Annotated in this window: 2 tRNA genes; both read left to right on the forward strand. The window is 51.0% G+C overall.

Features of this window, described 5'->3' with window-relative positions:
* Positions 1 to 66: 66 nt before the first annotated feature.
* A tRNA-Asp gene (locus tag P3W85_RS03490) sits at positions 67 to 143 on the forward strand.
* Positions 144 to 433: 290 nt separating this feature from the next.
* A tRNA-Ala gene (locus P3W85_RS03495) sits at positions 434 to 509 on the forward strand.
* Positions 510 to 574: the final 65 nt, after the last annotated feature.

Here is a 574-nt window from a genome sequence, read left to right on the forward strand (position 1 = left end):
AGCGAACGTAACCAAACGTTCGGTTTGTCGTCGGGAGCGTCAGCTCGTGGTGATGAGTAAGAGTATGGAGTGGTAGTTCAGTTGGTTAGAATACCGGCCTGTCACGCCGGGGGTCGCGGGTTCGAGTCCCGTCCACTCCGCCAAAACTAAGCCCGCATGGTTAATCCCATGCGGGTTTTTCTTTTATTGAGCAACGGTCATTCTGGTAGTCCCTCGATAATCTCCAGTTATTCGGCGTGGTGTTTTCCGAGTAATCGGGCATTATTTCGGCAATGTTCCGTTAGCGACATGCGCGCTCACGGATATAAGCGATCCGCCACCTCAAAAAAAGGTTGTCGAAAAGCAAGGTTGTTTATATAATCCTGTCTTCGCTGAAACGAGGAAACGAACGCGAAAACGACAGTGGTAAGCCAGCGTAGTAATGCAGTACTTTGGGGCTATAGCTCAGCTGGGAGAGCGCTTGCATGGCATGCAAGAGGTCAGCGGTTCGATCCCGCTTAGCTCCACCAAGATAGCGGAAGTTTCGAGTGTGGTAAATCGAAGTTTCCAGAGCGGTGAAGATCCGGTTGTTAGG

The sequence above is a fragment of the Cupriavidus basilensis genome (genome assembly GCF_029335485.1).
Classification (GTDB): Bacteria; Pseudomonadota; Gammaproteobacteria; order Burkholderiales; family Burkholderiaceae; genus Cupriavidus; species Cupriavidus basilensis_E.